The following is a 16,881-nucleotide window of genomic DNA, read 5'->3' on the forward strand; positions in this document are numbered from 1 at the left end:
GCGAAGCCCTGCGGCTCGCCAGACGCCCCCGGGACCTCACGCGCTCCGCGGCGCCGCCTCGGCGCGCGCCGGCGGCTCGCCGGGCGCAGCCAGCCGCGCGCCGAGCTCGTGGATCCGGAACTCCTCGGCCAGCCCGCGCACCTCCCGGAGCCAGGACGCGAGCCGCGGGTCCTCCGCTTCGAGCGCGGCGAGGCGCTGCACGAGATCCGGGATGCGACCCCGGTCGACGAGCTCGGCGAGCCGCGCGAGCTCCTCCGGGGGCGGCGGCACCACCGGCGCACGCGACGGCGCGCCGCCGCCATCCACGCCGCGCGCGCCGCCGGTCGACGCGCGGATCCAGGTGAGCGCGAGGCGGCGCTCCAGGAGCTCGAGCAGGGCGCCGAGCTCGATCGGCTTCGGGAGGAAGCCGTCGCAGCCGGCGGCCGCGCTGCGCGCGCGCTCGGGCGCCTCGACGCTGGCCGACGTGGCCAGGATCGGCACCTCCGCCAGCCCAGGGAGCCGGCGGATGCGGCGCGCGGCCTCGTCGCCGCCGAGGTCGGGCATGCGCAGATCCATCAACACGAGGTCCGGCCTGCGCCCGGCCGCCAGCGCGACCGCCGCCGCTCCGCCCGCGGCCTCCAGGACCTCGAAGCCGAGCGGGGCGAGCGCGTCCCGCAGGAAGGCGCGGTTGTCCTCGTGGTCGTCGACGACGAGGATCGACCGGCGCGCTCCCTCGTAGCCCGCGATCGCCTCGGCCCCGCGCCGCTCGCCCGCCGGCGATTCGCCCGAGATGACGGGGAGATCGAGCGCCACCGTGAAGGCGCTGCCCTCGCCGGGCGCGCTCTCCACGTCGACGCGGCCGCCCATCTGGTCGACGATGCGGCGCGTGATCGCGAGCCCCAGGCCCGCGCCCTCGCCCTGCGCGCGCCGCTCGCCGGCCTGCTCGAACGGCTCGAAGACGCGCGCGAGATCCGCCGGCGCGATGCCCGGGCCGGTGTCCTCGACGCGGAGCACGACGCCGCGCGCGCGCCCGTCGCGCGGCGCGACCCGGAAGGTCACCCGCCCCGCGCGCGTGAACTTGATGGCGTTGCCGAGCAGGTTGAGGAGCACCTGCGTGAGCCGCTTCTCGTCGACCCGGACCCACGCCGGCGTGCCCTCCGCGACCTCGAGCTCGAACGCGAGCCCCTTCTGCGCCGCCCGCACCTTGCACAGCTCCGCGACCGTCCGCGCGAGCGACGGCAGGTGGACGTCCGCCGGCGCGAGATCCATCCGGCCGGCCTCGATGCGGGCGAGGTCGAGCACGTCGTCGATCAGCGTGAGCAGGTGCTCGCCCGACCGGCGCACCACGTCGACGCTCGCCCGATCCTCGGCGGCGATCCGCCCGGAGCGCTGGAGGAGCTGCGCGTACCCGAGGATGCCGTTGAGCGGGGTGCGCAGCTCGTGGCTGATGCTCGCGAGGAAGGTGGTCTTCGCCCGGTTCGCGGCGTCGGCGGCGTCCTTGGCGGCCTTGAGCTCGGCGGTGCGCTGCTCCACGAGGAGCTCCAGCTCGCGCGTGCGCCTCCGGAGCGCCCGGAGCCGCAGGCGCACGCCGGCGTAGGCGAGCCCGGACAGCGCCGCCGCGTAGCCGAGGTACGCCCAGGCGGTGCGCCACGGCGCGGGCCGGACGTGGAAGGCGACGGCCGCGGGCCCGGCCACGTTGCCGGCGTGATCGCGGCCCCAGACCTGGAAGGTGTACGGGCCGGGCGCGAGGTTCGTGTAGCGCGCGCTCGCGTCCGCGCCCCACGCGCTCGGCGCCGCGTCGAAGCCGACGAGCTGGGTGCGGTAGCGGGTGCTGCGCTCGTGGAAGAGGCTCAGGAGCGCGTACTCGAACGCGACGGTGTTCTCGTCCCAGGCGAGCGACGCGCCCGGCGAGAGGGCGAGCGCGCCGCGCGGACGTTGAGCGCGCGCGTCGAGCGCGAGCGGCTTCGGCGCGACGTCCGGGACCTCCTCGGCCGGATCGAGCACCGCCACCCCGCCGGTCGTGCCCGCCCAGACGCGGCCCCGGCCGTCGATGAACGACCCGTTCTGGTTGCACTCGTTGCTCGGCAGCCCGTCGTCGGTGGTGAAGGTGTACGCGGCGAGCTCGGCGGGGTCGTCGTGCGTGGGCGCGCGCGGGGTGAAGCGGGTGACGCCGCGGTCGGTGAACGCGTAGATCCGCCCCTGCGCGTCCGCGCGCACGCCGTAGACGATGCTGTCCGGCAGCGCCGGCCGGGTCCGCTCGTTCAGCGGCTCGAGCCACGCCTCCGCGTCGAGGTCGTAGCGCGAGATCCCGCCCTGGGTGCCGATCCAGAGCACGCGCCGGCCGCGCGCGTCCCGGATCTCGGTGAGCGCGGCGACCGCGTTCGAGGCGAGCGGCGCGTCCGCGGCCGTGTAGCTCCGCCACTGCCCGTCCGTGAGCCGCGAGAGCCCCCTCATGGTGCCGAACCAGGTGGAGATCTTCCCGCCCGGGGCCGCGGTCTCGAGGACGCCGGTCACGTGATCGTCCGCGAGGGGCACCTGCGCCTTCGTGAAGACCTGCCACGCGCCGCCCGCGTCCAGGCGTGCGGCCCCGGTGTCCGTCGCGATCCAGAGCGCGCGCCCGTCTAGGGACTCCGACAGCGCCTGCACGCCGACGCCGGGGAGAGGCGAGCTCTGCTTCGTGTACGTGGTGAGCTGCCCATCGGCCCAGCGATGGACCCCGGCGACGTCGCTGCCGATCCAGACCACCCCGGGCTCGCGCGAAGACGGCAGGAGGAAGGTCACCAGGGTGCCGAGCTTGCCGGCGAGCTCGGGCGCGTCGAGCGGCGCGAAGCGCTGCTCCGACGATCGCACCACGGTGTCGTTCACGGCCACCCAGATCGCGGGCGGGCCGCCCTCGGCTCCTGGCGCGCGCACCTCGGCGATGGAGGTGATGCTGCCGGACAGGCCCGCGTTCCGCTGCGTGAACCCCACCCACCCGTCGTGCCGGAGGCGCGCCAGGCCGCCGGCGTTCGTGCCGACCCAGAGCGTGCGGCCGCCGTGCGCCGCGCCGGCCGCCGCGAGCGCCATCACGTGGTCGTCCGGCAGCGTCGAGCTCGCCTTCGTCAGCGCCGTCCACGTGCCGCCCTGGAGCCGCGCGAGGCCGCCGCCGTAGGTGCCGGCCCAGAGCGTCCGCGCGCCCGTGCCGCTCACCGTCTCGGCGAACGCCCGCACGGGCTGCGAGAGCTCCGGCACGGTCGCCGGGGTGAAGCTCTCCCAGCGCCCGTCCGCGAGCCGGGCGACGCCGCCCCTCGTGCCTGCCCAGAGTACGCGGCTCCCCGCCTCCCCGGAGGTCTCGAGCAGGCTCATGACCACGTTGCTGGGCAGCCCGTCGGCGGTGCTCGCGAAGCGGGCGCAGCCCCGGGCGTCGCAGCGGAAGAGGCCGTCGCCGGTGCCGGCCCAGAGCCCCTGCGCCCGGCCCGGGAGCGTGGCCGCGTGCAGCGAGCGGACATCCGGGTGCTCGAACCCGGGCCCCAGGTCGACCCGCGCCCACCGCTCGCCGTCGAGCCGGTAGAGGCCGTCGATCGTGCCCACCCAGAGCGCGCGCCCTGGGCCCGCGGGCGCCTCGAGGAGCGCCCGGATCGGCCTCTCGCCCGCGAGCCCCTCGGCGGCCCCGAAGCGCGTGAAGCGCCCCTCGGCGTAGCGGATGACCTGGCCGGTCATCATCCCGAACCAGACCGCGCCGTCCCATCCCACGGCGACCGCCTGCACCCAGCTCGATCCGCCGCCGGTCGGCAGGGGGAGGGGCGTGAAGCGGCGCCCATCATAGGAGGCCGCGCCGTTCTGGGTCCCGATCCACAGGCGGCCGCCGGGCTCGAAGGCGATCGCGTTGATGGTGATCTGGGGGATGCCGTCCTCCACGTCGAAGACGCGCATCGCCGGCGCGCCGCGCGCCAGGAGGTCGCCCGCGGCGGGCGCGGGCGCGAGGGCCACGCCGAGCCCGAGCCCGAGCGCGAGGGCGACGCGCAGGCGCCCGCAGGGGAGGGGGGATTGGCCGAGCATGCCGGCCGCACTCTAGACGAGTTCGCGGCGACGGATCTGGCCCCTCGACGCGTCGCCCGAGCTCATCCCTGGTTTCATGGGAAAATGAGAGACTGAGCCACAGAGGCGCAGAGGGCACAGAGGAAGAGAGAGAAGGCTATATATCTCTCTCCTCTGTGCCCTCTGCGCCTCTGTGGCTCGAATTCTTCTCCATCGCGGGGCCGGAGGCGAGCCTGGGAAACGCCGTGCTGGAGATGATCCTGTCGAGGATGACAGGACCGTGACCGGGCGGCTACACGATGGACATACGGCTCGATCCTCGGCCTCCTGCCTCGGCCTCCCGACACCAGAGCACCGGCTGCGCATCGCACGTCGCGGCGAGCGCGAGCGTCGCGTGCGCACGGCTGGCCCGCTCGCCGAGAGGGGCGACCGGCATGGGACCAAAGTCCTATGGACAGGGCTGCATGGGCTGGAGTACAAGCCCGAGGCCGGATCGGCGAGCGGCGAGGCGGGGCACTTTGCACGATCGACAGGGGCTCTCATTGGCTGATCCGACGGACTACCCCGAGCGCCGCCTGGGGCTGCAGCGGGACGACGGGTTTCTCGAGGTCCGCTTCGAGCGGCACGATCGCACGAGGCCGGTGCACGTCGCGCACCGCGCCCCGTGCCGCATGCTCTTCCCGCGGCAGGAGCCGGACGAGCCGCTGCTCGGGGTGTTCATCACGACCTCCGGCGGGACGGCCGGAGGCGATGTCCTCCGCGTCTCCATCGAGGCGTCCCGCGGCGCCACGGCGACCGTGACGAGCCAGGCCGCCGAGAAGATCTATCCGTCGCTCGGCGCCCCGAGCTGCCTCTCGCTGAAGCTCCGCGTGGAGGAGGGCGCCGAGCTCGAGTGGCTGCCCCAGGAGACGATCCTGTTCGACAGCGCCCGTCTCGAGCGGCGCGTCGAGCTCGACGTCGCGCCGGGCGGGAGCCTCCTGGCGCTGGATCTCGTCGTCTTCGGCCGGCTGGCGCGGGGCGAGCGCTTCACGGCCGGCGCGCTGCACGACGTGTGGCGCCTCCGGCGCGGAGGGCGGCTCACGTGGGCGGACGCGCTCGGCCTCTCGGGCGACGTCGCCGCGCAGATCGCGAGTCCCGCGGGCTTCGGGGGCGCCACGGCGGCGGGGCTCTTGCTGCTCGTCGCCGACGACGCGGCGGCGTGGGTCGACGAGGCGCGCGCGCGGCTCTCGCGGGGGTCGTCCCGCGCGGGCGTCACGCTCGTCGGCGGGGCGCTCGTGGCCCGGGCGCTCGGCGCGGAGCCGGCGCACGTGCGGCGCGATCTCGCCGAGCTGGTCTCGTGGCTCAGGGCGGCGCGCTCGGGCCATCCGGCGCGCATGCCGCGTTTCTGGTCGATCTGAGGAGGAGTCGATGAATCTCACCCCGCGAGAGAAGGACAAACTGCTGATCTCCATGGCCGCGATGGTCGCGCGCCGGCGGCTCGAGCGCGGCGTCAAGCTCAATTATCCGGAGGCGATCGCGCTCATCTCCGACTTCGTGATGGAGGGCGCCCGCGACGGCCATTCCGTGGAGGATCTGATGCGCAGGGGCGCGCGGGTGGTCTTCCTGGAAGACGTGATGGAGGGCGTCGCCGAGATGATCCACGACGTCCAGGTCGAGGCGACGTTCCCCGACGGCACGAAGCTCGTCACGGTCCACAACCCGATCGGCCCGCGGCTCGGGGTCACGTCGGCGCCCCAGAACGAGCACGACAAGCCGTAGAGGCGAGGAGGAGGTTCCATGATCCCCGGAGAGATCATCAGCAGAAGAAAAGACCTGATCGTGCTCAACGAAGGGAAGCCGAGCGTGACGGTCACCGTCAAGAACACCGGCGATCGGCCGATCCAGGTGGGCAGCCATTACCACTTCTACGAGGTCAACGGGGCGCTCGAGTTCGACCGCGAGAGGGCGCGCGGCATGCGGCTCGACATCCCGGCCGGCACGGCGAGGCGGTTCGAGCCGGGCCAGACGTACGAGGACGTGCCCCTGGTGGCCTACGGCGGCGCCCGTGTCGTCGTGGGATTTCAGGGGAAGATCAACGGTTCACTCTAGGAGACCCGGGCGATGGCTTCCACGATCACTCCCTTCAACTACGCGAGCCTGTACGGCCCGACGGTCGGCGACAAGGTGAGGCTCGCCGACACCGACCTCTTCATCGAGGTCGAGCACGACCTCACCGCCCTCCACGGCTATGGAGAGGAGGTCTCGTTCGGCGGCGGCAAGGTCATCCGCGACGGCATGGGCCAGTCGCAGAGGACGCGGGCCGAGGGCGCCGTCGACACGGTGATCGTGAACGCGGTCATCCTCGACCACTGGGGCATCGTCAAGGCGGACATCGGCCTCAAGGACGGCCGGATCGCCGCCATCGGCAAGGCCGGCAACCCCGACGTGCAGGACGGCGTGACCATCGTCATCGGCCCCGGCACCGAGGTGATCGCGGGCGCCGGGAAGATCGTCACCGCCGGCGGCATCGACACGCACATCCATTTCATCTGCCCGCAGCTCGTCGAGGAGGCGCTCTGCTCGGGCCTGACCACGATGATCGGCGGCGGCACCGGGCCGGCGGCGGGCACGACCGCGACGACGTGCACGCCCGGCCCCTTCCACCTCCGGCGCATGCTCCAGGCCGCCGAGGCGCTGCCGATCAACATCGGCCTGTTCGGCAAGGGGAACACGAGCCGGCCCGCGGGCCTCATCGAGCAGATCGAGGCTGGCGCCTGCGGGCTGAAGCTCCATGAAGACTGGGGCAGCACGCCCGCGGCCATCGACAACTGCCTCTCCGTGGCCGACGCGTACGACGTCCAGGTGGCGATCCACTCCGACACGCTGAACGAGGGCGGCTTCGTCCAGGATACGATCCGGGCCTTCAAGGGCCGGACGATCCACTCGTTCCACACCGAGGGGGCCGGGGGCGGCCACGCGCCCGACGTCATCGCGCTGGTCGGGGTGCCCAACGTGCTGCCGGCGTCCACGAACCCGACCCGGCCGTTCACCAGGAACACGGTGGCCGAGCACCTCGACATGCTCATGGTCTGTCACCACCTCAAGAAGGACATCCCGGAGGACGTGAAGTTCGCCGAGAGCCGCATCCGGAAGGAGACGATCGCCGCCGAGGACATCCTGCACGACCTCGGCGCCATCTCGATCATGTCGAGCGACAGCCAGGCGATGGGTCGCATCGGCGAGGTCGTCCTGCGGACCTGGCAGACCGCCGACAAGATGAAGCGCCAGCGCGGCAAGCTGCCGGAGGAGAGGCAGAACAACGACAATTTCCGCGCCAAGCGGTATGTCGCGAAGTACACCATCAACCCGGCCATCGCCCAGGGCGTCAGCCGGCACATCGGCTCGGTCGAGGTCGGCAAGCTCGCCGATCTCGTGATCTGGTCGCCGGCCTTCTTCGGGGTCAAGCCGGACATGGTGCTCAAGGGCGGCTCGATCGTCATGGCGCCGATGGGCGATCCAAACGCCGCGATCCCGACGCCGCAGCCCGTGCACTACCGGCCGATGTACGCGGCCTATGGCCGGAGCGCGATCGAGAGCTCGGTCCTGTTCGTCAGCCAGGCGTCGCTCGCGCGCGGGGTCGGGGCGGCCGCGGGGCTGTCGCGCCCGCTCGTCGCGGTGGAGAACACCCGGTCGGGGATCTCGAAGGCGAGCATGATCCACAACAGCGCCACGCCGCGCATCGAGGTCGACCCGGAGCACTACACGGTGAAGGCCGACGGCGAGCTGCTCACCTGCGAGCCGGCGGAGGTGGTCCCCATGGCCCAGCGTTACTTCCTGTTCTGACATGCGACGCGCCATCCAGGTCATCCCCCGCGGCAGCACGCCCGAGATCTCCGCCGAGGCGCGCGTGACGCTCGCCTACGACGACCGGCACCGCCGGCGGATCCGGCTCGCGACCGACGAGGGGTGGGAATTCCTGCTCGACCTGCCGGAGGCGACCGTGCTCGGCGACGGGGACGGCCTTCGCCTCGAGGACGGCGGCTGGCTCCTGGTCCGCGCGGCGGACGAGGAGCTCGTCGCGGTCACGTGCCGCGAGGCGGCGGATCTGCCGCGCATCGCCTGGCACATCGGCAACCGTCATATCCCGGCCGCCTTCGACGGCGCGCGGATCCTCATCCGGTACGATCACGTGATCGTCGACATGGTCCGGGGGCTCGGCGCCGAGGCGACGCCGCTCCGCGCGCCGTTCACGCCGGAGCGCGGCGCGTACGACCAGAAGGCGCCCCACGGGCATGGACACTCGCATGCTCACGATCATGGGCATTCCCACGATCATGGGCATTCCCACGATCATGGACACTCCCACGATCATGGGCACTCCCACGAGCACTCCCACACTCACGGCCACGGTCATCCCCACGGCCATGGGCACGGTCACGAGGACCGACACGGGTGACCTCCGTGGGCGATGACGCGCTCTATCGCCTGATGAGCTGGATGTCGCCGGCCTATCCGGTCGGCGGCTTCAGCTACAGCCACGGCCTGGAGTGGGCGGTGGAGGCAGGCCTGGTGGGCACGGCGGAGCAGCTCCGGGTCTGGGTCGCGGCGATCCTCGGCGACGGCTCGGGCCGGGTCGACGCGGCCCTCCTCGCGGCCGCTTACCGCGCGGAGCACGACCGGGAGCTCGACGAGGTGGCCGAGCTCGGGGCGGCGCTCCGGGGCACCCGCGAGCTCGCGCTGGAGAGCGCGCAGCAGGGGGCCGCGTTCCTCACCATCACGCGCGCCGCCTGGCCGCACCCGCGCCTCGACGCGTTCGCGGAGCGCCACGCCGGCGAGGCCCCGTTCCCGGTCGCGGTCGGGCTCGCCGCGGCCGCGCACGGCGTCCCGCTCGATCCGACGCTGACGGCGTACCTGCACGCCTTCGGCTCCAGCCTTGTCTCGGCGGGCATCCGCCTGGTCCCGCTCGGCCAGACGGACGGCCAGCGCGTCGTGGCGGCGCTCCAGCCGGTCATCGTCGCCGCCGCCCGGCGCGCCCGCGACACGCCGCTCGATCGCATCGGCGCCGCGACGCCGGGGGTCGATCTCTCGTCGATGCACCACGAAACCCAACACACGAGGTTGTTTCGATCATGACAGCAAGCACCCACGGTCCCCTCCGCGTCGGTATCGGAGGGCCGGTCGGCTCCGGCAAGACGGCGCTCGTCGATCGCCTCTGCAAGCGCATGCGCGACGAGTGGCGCGTCGCCGTGGTCACCAACGACATCTACACGAAGGAAGACGCCGAGTTCCTGACCCGCTCGGGCGCGCTCAGCCCCGAGCGCATCGTCGGCGTCGAGACCGGCGGCTGCCCCCACACGGCGATCCGCGAGGACGCCTCGATCAACCTGGCGGCCGTGCGGGAGATCGCGCAGCGCCTCGCCCCGCTCGATCTCGTGTTCGTCGAGTCGGGCGGGGACAACCTGGCCGCGACCTTCTCGCCGGAGCTCGCCGATCTGACCCTCTATGTCATCGACGTGTCGGCCGGCGACAAGATCCCGCGCAAGGGCGGCCCCGGGATCACCCGGTCGGACCTGCTCATCATCAACAAGATCGATCTCGCGCCCATGGTCGGCGCGAGCCTCGAGGTGATGGACCGGGACGCCCGGAAGATGCGGGGAGACAGGCCGTTCCTCTTCACCAACCTGAAGGAGAACAAGGGGGTCGAGGAGATCGCCGCCTTCATCGTCAAGAAGGGCGGCCTCGATCCCAAGAGCCTCGGCTCGGCGGGCGGCTGAAGGGCGAGCGAGACATCAACCGCCAAGGCGCCAAGGACGCCAAGATAGGATTTTCTCCTTGGCGTCCTTGGCGGTTCGAGGTCCGCGACGTCCTTCACCCCGATCTCGTGAACGTCGCGCTGGACCAGCACCGAGCGCAGCTCGGGAGCGCGTCGGCGAGGGCCGGCGAGCCCCCTACCGCGACCCGCCCCTCGAGCCAGCGCCCGCCGCGAGCGCCGCCTCGAGCTTCGGGTACTGCGCGATGAGCACGTCCAATCGCACCTTCCTGAAGTCGTACGCGACCTCGATCGTCTCGCCGAGCTTCAGGGTCTTGTCCCGCAGGAGCAACCCCCCCGTCTCGTGCTTGGGCCACGCCACGTCGCCCTCCGGCGTAGCGGTGTTCGCGAAGGAGAACCAGTACTTGCTCACCTTCTCGGACATCGCCCGATCGGCCGCGGTGAACCTGGGCTTGATGCCCCCGAACGGGAACATCATCTCGCCGCCGTGCGGGACGCCGTGGGGCTGGTCTTGGCGGTCCCCCTCGGGCACGTAGCTGAAGTAGTACCAGCGCGTGTCGGCCGCCTTCGAGTGCTTGTCCGCGAGCCACCTGGCCTGCGCGGTGAACAGCATGTCGCGCAGCACCAGGCCGGCGAAGCGGCTCGGGTCCTTGAGGTCCTCCTCGGTCACCTCAGGGTCGCTGCGGTAAAGACCCTTGAGCTGTTCCAGCGCGTTCTCGGCGTCCTCCCCTCCCGCGTCGATGATCTTCTGCATGATTTCCGCCGGATCCATGTCGAACGCCTCGAGGACGCTCGCCTCGTCGCTGTTGGTGCCGATGATGAGCGGCTTTTTCGCCTGCTCCCCGGCCTCGAAGGTGGCCCTGAGCCCCGTCGGCAGCACCGTGTCTCCGCGCACCGGGCTCGGCCCCAGGAACGGCACCTGGCCGAGCGGGTTCTCCGGGGTCGGCATGAGCTTCTCGGTGAACTTCTCGGCCGGCACCGCCCGCAGCTCCTCGGCCGTGGCGTTGGCGCCGCTCAGCCCGAACAGCCCCGATGCGACCTTCACGCCGAGCTCGGACGCCTTCACTCGGGTCTGCTCCGGGATCGCGTAAGGGCTCTGCGCGATGCCCTTGTGGAACAGGGCCGGGCTCCTGTCCCGCGAGAGCGGGGAGGCGAACAGGGCGAGGACGCTCTCGGCCCCCGCCGACTGGCCGAAGATCGTCACGTTGCCAGGGTCGCCGCCGAACGCCGCGATGTTGCGCTGCACCCACTCCAGCGCGGCGATCTGATCGAGCAGGCCGAAGTTGACCGGCCCGAGCTCCCTGTCCAGGCCCGGATGGGCGAAGAACCCGAGGAGGCCCACGCGGTAGTTGATGGTCACCACCACCGCGCCCTTCCTGGCCAGCGGACCCCCGCCGTAGATCTTGTCGCTGCCGACGCCGATCTTGAAGGCGCCGCCGTGGATCCACACCATGACGGGCTTGAGCGCGCCGGGGTCCACGCCGCTCGTCCATACGTTCAGGTAAAGGCAATCCTCGCTCTGCGGACCCACGCTGCCCGCGCCATCCATCGAGGGATAGGTGGGCTGGAGGCAGGCCTTGCCGAACGTGTCGGCCTTGCGGGTCTCCTTCCAGGGCTCGACCGGCTGGGGCTCCTTCCAGCGCAGGTCGCCCACGGGCGGCCTGGCGTACGGGATGCCCTTGAACACGAGGATCTCGCTCTCGACGACGCCCTGGACCGGGCCCTCTACCGTGTTGATGATCGGCGTGCTGTTGCTCGTCATGGACTCGTCTCCTTGAATTCGATGGTTGCTCGTCTGGCGCGCCGAGGCGCGCTCCCGTGAACGCTGGGGAAATGGACCGCGCGCCGCGGCCCGGCGGAGCGCACGTCCCGGGCGGCAGCGCGCTCAAGGGCGCGATCGCTGCATGGGAAGCGATGCCTCCGCGCACCGTCGCGCGGCCCGGTGGGATCTAGTCCCGGGAGCTGGGATCGCGCCATGGGACCTTGGTCCCATGGGCGCGTCGCAGGCAGACGATGTGAGGTGTCGTGAAGGGCTGGCTCACGAGGAGCTACGAGAGCGCGAAGCCGGCGCTGAGCGTCCTGGCTGGGGAATGGGGCAGGAAACGCGCGCCGCGACTGCGGCCGCGCGGATCAGGAGTCCTGCACGACGACGCGGTTCATGCGGATCGGGGTCACGGGCCGATCGCTCCCGTCGGTGGGCGACTTCTCGATCTTGTGCACGACGTCCATGCCCTCGATCACGCGGCCGAACACGGGGTGCTTCGAGGGGCCGGGCGTGAACCAGTCGAGGTAGGCGTTGTGGACCGTGTTGATGAAGAACTGGCACGAGCCGCTGTTGGGGGCGCCCGTGTTGGCCATGGAGAGCGTGCCGGGCTCGTTCGAGAGCTTGGCGCCCGCCGGGTGCTCGTCCTTGACGCAGCCGTCGGGCCCGTCGCCCGTGCCCGCCAGCCGGCTCTTCGGATCGCGGCTGTGCGGGCAGCCGAACTGGAGCATGAAGCCGTCGATGACGCGGTGGAAGTGCAGCCCGTCGTAAAACCCGCTCTTCGCGAGCTTGAGGAAGTTTCCGGCGGTGACGGGCATCTTGTCGAGGTAGAGCTCGATCTTGATGTTGCCCAGGGAGGTCTCGAGGAGTGCGGTCGGATTGGCCATGGGCGAGAGGGTAGGTGAAGGCGTGGGGGGGCCGCAAGCGCGGGAAGCGCGGCGCGCCCTGCCCCGGGGGTTCGCCGAGGTCGGTATGAGCTGCTCTGCCGGCTCCGTCCGCGGCGCCTCGGCCGCGGCGTTCTGCCGCTCGGCCCGAGCGGCCTCGAGGCGGCCTCGACGCCGAGCCCGGCCTGCGCCCGGCGCGGCCTCCCGCGGGCCGCCCCGGGCGCTCACCGGGGGCTGGCCGTCGGCGCCTCCGGCTCGACGTCGGCGAACCGCTCCTCCAGCCACCTCGTCAGGCTCGGGAGGTCCGTGTCCATCAGGCCGAAGTGGAAGCCGAGCTCGACCGGATCGTGCGTCGCGGAGACCTCTTCGTACTCCTTGTAGGTCACGTTGACGGGGCCGTTCAGCGCGGCGAGCTGGTGGTGGAGCGTCCTCGTGAAGTCCGCCCGGATGCGTTGATCCTTCGCGGCCTGGGAGATCCGGATCGGGGCGAGGATCCGGAGGGCGGGATTCATGAGCTCGAGCTGGTCGAAGAACGCCTTCTTGCTGGGGTTCGGCTCCGGGCGCAGCTGCTCGTTCCCCTTGAGCCCGCCCCACGAGTCCTCCTTGGCCAGCTCGACGCGCGCCCGCTCGTGGATGTGGGGCCACACGCTGTAGGCTTTTACGGTGAGGAGCTCCTCCGGGTCGATGTTCGGGTTGCCGGCGATGGCGGGTGTGTTGGTGCGATGTGGGACGCCCCTGATGTCGTGAAGAGTGTTGAGGGATGCCCCCCGCGATTGACAAAGATATGCCGTCATCAGATTCGAGCCGGGACGCGTCATACGACGGTCGCGTACTCTGGAAGCGCGGCGTACTGCCGTCCGCAGAGGGGGCATCGTGGAGCTCGTTCTCATCGTTCTGTTCGTGGTCGCGCTCGCGACCGCGGCGTTCTTCGCGTCCAAGGAGCACAAGACGAGCGGCTCGCTCAGGCAAGCGGCGGGCTCGCTCCGTCAAATGGAGAGCTCCCTCCAGCAGGTGAACGGCGAGCTGAAGCGGGCGCTCGACACGAACGGAGGTCTTTGCCAGCACGTCGCGAGCCTGCAGGAGCAACTCCAGCGTCTGAGCCGCTACCAGACGATCGTCGACGCCGAAGCCGCCGCCGCGGGGATACGAGCGCAGACGGAGACGTGGGCAGCGCAGCTCAGAGCGCATGCGCAGGCCGCCGCGACGGAGGTCGCCGCCGGCGCCCGACGGGAGGCCGATCGCCTCCTCGCCGACGCGCGCGCTACGCACGCGCAGGCACACACCGCGGCCGACGCCTTGAAGGCGCAGGTCTCGGCGGAGGCGCAGGCCGCCCAGGCGGCGGCGCGCGCCTCCGTTGTCGACGCCGAAGCCGCCGCCGCGGGGATACGAGCGCAGACCGAGACGTGGGCAGCGCAGCTCAGAGCGCACGCGCAGGCCGCCGCGACGGAGCTCGCCGCCGGCGCCCGACGGGAGGCCGATCGCCTCCTCGCCGACGCGCGCGCTACGCACGCGCAAGCACAAACCGCGGCCGACGCCTTGAAGGCGCAGGTCTCGGCGGAGGCGCAGGCCGCCCAGGCGGCGGCGCGCGCCTCCGTTCAAGCGACGCTGGCCCAGGCTTCTGCCGACGCGGCGCGCGTCGTGGACAGCGCGAACCGGCGCGCCGAGGAGATCGCCGGCGCTGCGCTCACCGCGCAACGGGAAGCGAAGCGCCTCGAGCAGACCGCGCAGGCGATGAAGAACGTGATCGAGGGCTACGGCGATCGCTACGTCATGCCGACGGCGGGTCTCCTGGACGAGCTCGCCGAGGAGTTCGGTTTCGCCGAGGCAGGACAGCGCCTCAAGGCGGCCCGCGGCAAGTGCCGCGACATGATCAGCGACGGCCTGGCGGCGACGTGCGAGTACGCGGAGGCGAACCGGCGCACGACCGCCATCGCCTTCGTGCTCGACGCATTCAACGGCAAGGTGGACACGATCCTCGCCGACGTTCGGCACGACAACTTCGGGACCTTGCAGCAGAAGATCCGGGACGCGTTCATGCTGGTGAACCAGGGCGGGCGCGCCTTCCGCGAGGCGCGGATCCTGCCCGAGTACCTCGACGCTCGGCTCGAGGAGCTCCGATGGGCCGTGGTCGCGCAGGAGCTGAAGGTAAAGGAGCGCGAGGAGCAGCGGCAGATCAAGGAGCGTATCCGCGAGGAGGAGAGGGCGCAGCGCGAGTTCGAGAAGGCGAAGAAGGAGGCCGAGAAGGAGGAGGAGACGATCCGGAAGGCGATGGAAAAGGCGCGTCGGGACGTGGAGAAGGCGAACGACGATGAGCGCGCCAGGTACGAGCAGAAGCTCCTCGAGCTCTCCGAACGGCTCCGCGCGGCGGAGGAGAAGAACCAGCGCGCCATCTCGATGGCGCAGCAGACGAAGGCCGGGCACGTCTACATCATCTCGAATGTCGGTTCGTTCGGAGAGCACGTCTACAAGATCGGCATGACGCGGCGGCTCGAGCCCCTGGACCGGGTCCGTGAGCTGGGCGACGCGAGCGTGCCGTTCGAGTTCGACGTGCACGCGATGATCTCGAGCCAGGATGCTCCGTCCCTCGAGCGCGTGCTTCACCAGCGGTTCGTCCGGAACCAGGTGAACAAGGTGAACCCCCGCAAGGAGTTCTTCCGTGTGCCGCTCCACGACATCCGCCAGGAGATCGAGCGGATGTCGTTGGAGGTGACGTGGACGCTGGCGGCCGAGGCGCGGGAGTTTCGAGAGACGCAGGCCATCGAGCGCGCAATGGCGAGCAAGACCTTCGACGAAGCCGCCTGGCTGGAGGCGCAGGCGAAGGCCGAAGCCGCGCCGACGTTCGAGCGCGATCTCGCCGAGGCCACCGCCTGATACGACGCCCTCAAGCCGGCAGCAGAGCGGCGCCCTTCCGAGGCGGGCGCATCCGGGCGACCGTTCGAGCCGCCCCGGCGATGCTGCTCCGCACGGTATGACCGGGGACGCTATACTCCCCCCATGCAACCCGCCGTGCACGCGCGTCGTCTCCGTCACGTTCGCGCGCCCTCGCCGCTCCACTTCCCGGAAGAGGCCCTCGTGCCGGAGACCAAGCGCCACCTCGATCTGAGGACCCTGCTCTACCTCGTGCTCAAGACCTTCGCCGATCGAGCGGCGATCGGCTCCGACCAGTTCGTCTACTGGTCCGCGTCGGATCCGAGCCGGTGTCTCGCGCCGGACGCGTTCGTCCGGCTCGGCACCCCGGACACGCCGTTCGGCTCCTGGAAGACGTGGGAGCGCGGTGCGCCCGAGCTCGCCGTCGAGATCGTGAGCGAGCACGACGCGGATCCGCAGACCTGGGCGGAGAAGCTCGGCAAGTACCACGAGCTCGGCGTGCTGGAGCTCGTCGCGTTCGATCCCGAGGCCGCGCCCGGGGAGCGGCTGCGGGTCTGGGATCGCATCGATGGCGATCTGGTCGAGCGGGTCGTCGAGGGGGAGCGCAGCCCGTGCACGGTGCTCGATCTGCACTGGGTCGTCGTTCCGGCCGCAGGGCAGCCGGCCGCGCTTCGGCTCGCCCGCACCCCCGACGGTGCGGAGCTCGTCCTCACCCCCGAGGAGGCCGCGCGCGGGCGCGCAGAGGCCGAGCGCCGGCGCGCAGAGGCCGAGCGCCGGCGCGCAGAGGCCGAGCGCCGGCGCGCGGAGGCCGAGCAGGCCGCCCGCGCGTCCGCGGAGCGGCGCATCGCCGAGCTCGAGGCCGAGCTGCGCCGGCGCGGCGGCTGACCGCGCGGGCCGTCCGACCCACACCCTCGCCGCCTCGTCGAGCCGCGCCGCGCAGGGCGCCGGGGCACGCTGCGATTCGCCGGTTCTCGACCTGCAAAGTGCGCCGCCCGGGCATCACCGCGGCGGCGGCCGTGCAGCCCTATGCCTGGCAGCAGAACGTCGACGGATCGGCCGGCAGCAGCTCGCCGACCGGCTCGCCGCCGCTCGGGGCGCAGCCGCCGGGATCGACGGCCACGAGCTCGGCCGACTTGCTGCCGAGGGCGACGCCGGGCGGCGTGACGACGCAGAACGACGCCATCGAGCTGACGAGGCTGGACGCGACCTGGTCCGCGCACGCGCCGCCGCTGTAGACCGAGGCCATGATCGTGCACGACGCGCCCTCGAGCTCCCCGCAGCCGCACTCGGAGCAGCCGCGGGTGTCGTCGGCGCCGCCGTAGAAGACGTGCCGGTCCAGGTAGGGCTCCTCGCACGTCACGTCGCCCTCGTGGAAGACGCAGGTCAGGAAGCCGCCGGGCGGCGGAACGCCGGGCTGCTCCGGCGAGGGCATGCCCGGCGCCTGGTCCGGCGGGCCGAACCAGCCGAGCGGCGCCGGCGGGATGCAATCGCCGGCGCAGGCCTGCTCCTCGCCGCCGCCGGCACCGCCTCCGCCGCCGGCACCGCCACCCCCGGCGTCGCCTGCATCCCCGGCATCTCCGGGCCCGCCTCGGGGTAGGGGCAGCCCGGGTAGCCGTATTCGA

At 72.0% G+C, this 16,881-nt stretch carries 14 protein-coding genes; 9 read left to right on the forward strand and 5 right to left on the reverse strand.

Features of this window, described 5'->3' with window-relative positions; translation table 11 throughout:
* Nucleotides 1–36: 36 nt before the first annotated feature.
* Nucleotides 37–4,017 (reverse strand): hybrid sensor histidine kinase/response regulator, encoded by a 3,981-nt coding sequence (locus tag NQZ70_RS14400; RefSeq protein ID WP_129574716.1) that lies wholly within the window; start codon nt 4,015–4,017, stop codon nt 37–39.
* 521 nt (nt 4,018–4,538) lie between these two features.
* Here NQZ70_RS14400 and NQZ70_RS14405 point away from each other — a divergent pair.
* Genes NQZ70_RS14405 through ureG form a run of 7 tightly spaced genes read left to right on the forward strand, consistent with a single transcriptional unit; the run spans nt 4,539 to nt 9,749 of the window.
* Nucleotides 4,539–5,393, forward strand: coding sequence for an urease accessory protein UreD (locus NQZ70_RS14405; protein WP_165373962.1), 855 nt, complete (start codon nt 4,539–4,541; stop codon nt 5,391–5,393).
* Between the two features lie 10 nt (nt 5,394–5,403).
* Nucleotides 5,404–5,754, forward strand: a complete 351-nt coding sequence (locus NQZ70_RS14410) for an urease subunit gamma (RefSeq protein ID WP_129574718.1) — start codon at nt 5,404–5,406, stop codon at nt 5,752–5,754.
* Nucleotides 5,755–5,772: 18 nt separating this feature from the next.
* Nucleotides 5,773–6,084, forward strand: coding sequence for an urease subunit beta (locus tag NQZ70_RS14415; protein WP_129574719.1), 312 nt, complete (start codon nt 5,773–5,775; stop codon nt 6,082–6,084).
* Between the two features lie 12 nt (nt 6,085–6,096).
* Nucleotides 6,097–7,818, forward strand: coding sequence for an urease subunit alpha (gene ureC, locus NQZ70_RS14420; protein WP_129574720.1), 1,722 nt, complete (start codon nt 6,097–6,099; stop codon nt 7,816–7,818).
* Between the two features lies 1 nt (nt 7,819).
* Complete coding sequence (locus NQZ70_RS14425; protein ID WP_129574721.1) at nt 7,820–8,431, forward strand: urease accessory protein UreE; 612 nt, start codon at nt 7,820–7,822, stop codon at nt 8,429–8,431.
* Between the two features lie 32 nt (nt 8,432–8,463).
* Nucleotides 8,464–9,108: an urease accessory protein UreF gene (locus tag NQZ70_RS14430; protein WP_408022430.1), complete on the forward strand. Its 645-nt coding sequence runs from the start codon at nt 8,464–8,466 to the stop codon at nt 9,106–9,108.
* Nucleotides 9,105–9,749 carry an urease accessory protein UreG gene (ureG, locus tag NQZ70_RS14435; RefSeq protein WP_129574723.1) on the forward strand — a complete coding sequence of 215 codons (645 nt, stop codon included), beginning with the start codon at nt 9,105–9,107 and terminating at the stop codon, nt 9,747–9,749. The genes NQZ70_RS14430 and ureG overlap by 4 nt, the downstream gene beginning before the upstream one ends.
* Before the next feature lie 174 nt (nt 9,750–9,923).
* Here ureG and NQZ70_RS14440 read toward each other — a convergent pair whose 3' ends face one another.
* The 3 genes from NQZ70_RS14440 to NQZ70_RS14450 form a co-directional block, all read right to left on the reverse strand.
* A complete protein-coding gene (locus NQZ70_RS14440; protein ID WP_129574724.1) occupies nt 9,924–11,507 on the reverse strand; it encodes a carboxylesterase/lipase family protein in 1,584 nt (527 codons plus the stop codon).
* Between the two features lie 368 nt (nt 11,508–11,875).
* Nucleotides 11,876–12,394 (reverse strand): peptidylprolyl isomerase, encoded by a 519-nt coding sequence (locus NQZ70_RS14445; RefSeq protein ID WP_129574725.1) that lies wholly within the window; start codon nt 12,392–12,394, stop codon nt 11,876–11,878.
* A gap of 221 nt (nt 12,395–12,615) precedes the next feature.
* A complete protein-coding gene (locus NQZ70_RS14450) occupies nt 12,616–13,038 on the reverse strand; it encodes a hypothetical protein (RefSeq protein WP_272828371.1) in 423 nt (140 codons plus the stop codon).
* A gap of 226 nt (nt 13,039–13,264) precedes the next feature.
* Here NQZ70_RS14450 and NQZ70_RS14455 point away from each other — a divergent pair, with 226 nt between their 5' ends.
* Together NQZ70_RS14455 and NQZ70_RS14460 are read left to right on the forward strand one after the other, a co-directional pair.
* Nucleotides 13,265–15,262, forward strand: a complete 1,998-nt coding sequence (locus NQZ70_RS14455; RefSeq protein ID WP_237245304.1) for a DUF4041 domain-containing protein — start codon at nt 13,265–13,267, stop codon at nt 15,260–15,262.
* A 201-nt stretch (nt 15,263–15,463) separates the two neighbouring features.
* Entirely contained in the window at nt 15,464–16,144 is a 681-nt protein-coding gene (locus NQZ70_RS14460; protein WP_129581353.1) for a Uma2 family endonuclease, read from the forward strand.
* Nucleotides 16,145–16,283: 139 nt separating this feature from the next.
* On the opposite strand, the gene NQZ70_RS14465 is transcribed toward NQZ70_RS14460, so the two are convergent.
* Complete coding sequence (locus NQZ70_RS14465; RefSeq protein WP_165373963.1) at nt 16,284–16,691, reverse strand: hypothetical protein; 408 nt, start codon at nt 16,689–16,691, stop codon at nt 16,284–16,286.
* Nucleotides 16,692–16,881: the final 190 nt, after the last annotated feature.

The organism is Sorangium sp. So ce836 (assembly GCF_028553905.1).
Lineage (GTDB): Bacteria > Myxococcota_A > Polyangia > Polyangiales > Polyangiaceae > Sorangium > Sorangium cellulosum_D.

What these genes read in the sequence shown, in the direction of transcription:
- NQZ70_RS14410 (WP_129574718.1), top strand. Translation starts at nt 5,404, where the DNA reads ATGAATCTCACCCCGCGAGAGAAGGACAAACTGCTGATCTCCATGGCC.
- ureC (WP_129574720.1), top strand. Translation starts at nt 6,097, where the DNA reads ATGGCTTCCACGATCACTCCCTTCAACTACGCGAGCCTGTACGGCCCG.
- NQZ70_RS14440 (WP_129574724.1), bottom strand. Translation starts at nt 11,507, where the DNA reads ATGACGAGCAACAGCACGCCGATCATCAACACGGTAGAGGGCCCGGTC.
- NQZ70_RS14430 (WP_408022430.1), top strand. Translation starts at nt 8,464, where the DNA reads ATGAGCTGGATGTCGCCGGCCTATCCGGTCGGCGGCTTCAGCTACAGC.
- NQZ70_RS14415 (WP_129574719.1), top strand. Translation starts at nt 5,773, where the DNA reads ATGATCCCCGGAGAGATCATCAGCAGAAGAAAAGACCTGATCGTGCTC.
- NQZ70_RS14465 (WP_165373963.1), bottom strand. Translation starts at nt 16,691, where the DNA reads ATGCCCTCGCCGGAGCAGCCCGGCGTTCCGCCGCCCGGCGGCTTCCTG.
- ureG (WP_129574723.1), top strand. Translation starts at nt 9,105, where the DNA reads ATGACAGCAAGCACCCACGGTCCCCTCCGCGTCGGTATCGGAGGGCCG.
- NQZ70_RS14445 (WP_129574725.1), bottom strand. Translation starts at nt 12,394, where the DNA reads ATGGCCAATCCGACCGCACTCCTCGAGACCTCCCTGGGCAACATCAAG.
- NQZ70_RS14425 (WP_129574721.1), top strand. Translation starts at nt 7,820, where the DNA reads ATGCGACGCGCCATCCAGGTCATCCCCCGCGGCAGCACGCCCGAGATC.
- NQZ70_RS14400 (WP_129574716.1), bottom strand. Translation starts at nt 4,017, where the DNA reads ATGCTCGGCCAATCCCCCCTCCCCTGCGGGCGCCTGCGCGTCGCCCTC.